2 protein-coding genes are annotated in these 1,786 nt (G+C 35.2%); both read right to left on the bottom strand.

Annotated elements, in window-relative coordinates; all coding sequences use genetic code 11:
* Positions 1 to 17: 17 nt before the first annotated feature.
* Positions 18 to 710, bottom strand: a complete 693-nt coding sequence (locus ACF1AG_RS34780; protein ID WP_350753516.1) for a hypothetical protein — start codon at positions 708 to 710, stop codon at positions 18 to 20.
* Between the two features lie 571 nt (positions 711 to 1,281).
* Positions 1,282 to 1,431, bottom strand: coding sequence for a toxin-antitoxin system HicB family antitoxin (locus ACF1AG_RS34775; RefSeq protein WP_350502499.1), 150 nt, complete (start codon positions 1,429 to 1,431; stop codon positions 1,282 to 1,284).
* Between the last annotated feature and the right edge of the window lie 355 nt (positions 1,432 to 1,786).

The raw sequence follows: 1,786 nt of genomic DNA, 5'->3' as shown, positions 1-1,786 counted from the left end.
GTGTTAAAATAGCGCTGTTAACTTTTGCGATTTAAGTTAATTTGTATCTTATGAATATTGCCTAGATATTCATTTTCATAGTTTTTGGAATATGTTATATATTCGTCATGAGACTTTAGCAGAGTCTCTTTTTCTTTTTCCGTCAAAATATACTCTTCAGGCTTCTTTAACCCTCTACTCGAAAAATAAGACTTCTCTCCAAGTAATCTTTCGTCAATATTATCCTTTATCATATATTTCGTTATATAAGCCCCTACATTGTCCACGTGGTCTATTTTATTTATTTTAACAAACCCATGACCCCAGATGTCCGATAGAACGTCTACAGGCGTGTAAGGAAGGTTATAGACCAATAGGTGATAATGTATAGCCCCTCGTTTCTGAAACTCAATTACAGCAGTGTATTTTAGTTTTATTTTTAAAGTGTAATTCAGCCTTTGGATAAACTTTTTGAAGTTATAGTTAGATTGTTTTATGTCCTGCATGTTTTCAGCATATGTAAGTGTGAAAAATTTCGGTTGCTCGTTCCACGCATTTGCATTGGCATTTGCTTGGTTAAACACTTGCTTCCTTGCACGATATAACACATCAGACCTGTTCTTCATCTTTGTTTCAGCATCATTTATCCAATCATGATCAGACTGTTTTTTCCTACCAGCATTTTCACGAACTGCATCTTTACCTGTTGCTACCTCTTTCTCGTAGCTCAATAATTCCCATACACCGCCACTTTTTATTAGTTTGTGACGATACCTCAATTATAAAATACCTCTCTTCCTTGTCTAAATTTTTCTGCTTATTAATCGCTATAATCAAGTTAAGTAAGAAACAGAAATAGCGATTAAATATTAACCTATTTTTCTATCAGATTTAAACGGAAATATAAATCCTAAATCTACTAGAATTGTACCACTAAATTCGCCGCAGCCGGTTATTACTTTTCTATCAACTCCTGAAATTTTATAAAAGAATCCTGGTTGCAAAATGATAGTTTGTTTTAGTGCGTGTAATGTAACCACCATTACTTTTGTGTCTTCGGTTTTGTAATAAGAAATATTAAACATGTGCTCGTCCTCTTTTCTTGTTTTTTTAGTTGCGCTTCACCATCACCACTGCGTAGATCTACTCCATGAATCCTTGACTCGGAACCTTTGCGACCCAGATTACTTGCCACCGTCGCCACCTTCTAGAAATCTTTAATGTGGCAAACCGAACTAGGTTATCAGAGTCGCCTTTCCAAGTAAAGGAACCGCTACGCTTTCACTACGTAGAACTACTCCGTTAAAACTCTTTATCGTCTTTATATTCGCTCAGTATGTATGAAATCAAAGCGTTGACCGACATACCTCTCTTTTCAGCTTCTTTTTTTAACCATTCGTGTAGGTCTTCAGTAAGCCTTAGAGAAAAAACCGCTTTTCCCAATAACTTCACCTCCTTATGGTATCATTATAGTATCAAAGTGGTATCATGTCAATACCATAATGGTTAGTGTTATTTCTCTCGGTCTTTTATAAATAAAATAAATCCGCCTTGCGGTGTCGGGGGCCCCAACTGGAGTCACCCCACCCACACGCAAAAGGGCGGATTTTATATTTTCAAGGAAATTAAATAAGGACCCCATTATAGGAGTCCCATTGTCAAAGTTTGAACACTTTACCCGCTATTAGAAAACGGTAAAGTCATAGTATTTTTATTTTCTATGTGTTAAAATAGCGCTGTTAACTTTTGCGATTTAAGTTAATTTGTATCTTATGAATATTGCATATATATACATTTTAATAGTTTT

The sequence above is a fragment of the Streptomyces sp. NPDC014764 genome (assembly GCF_043082785.1).
Lineage (GTDB): Bacteria > Actinomycetota > Actinomycetes > Streptomycetales > Streptomycetaceae > Streptomyces > Streptomyces althioticus.
The sequence above is the reverse complement of the archived record's forward strand: the minus strand, read 5'-3'. Positions and strand labels throughout refer to the sequence as shown.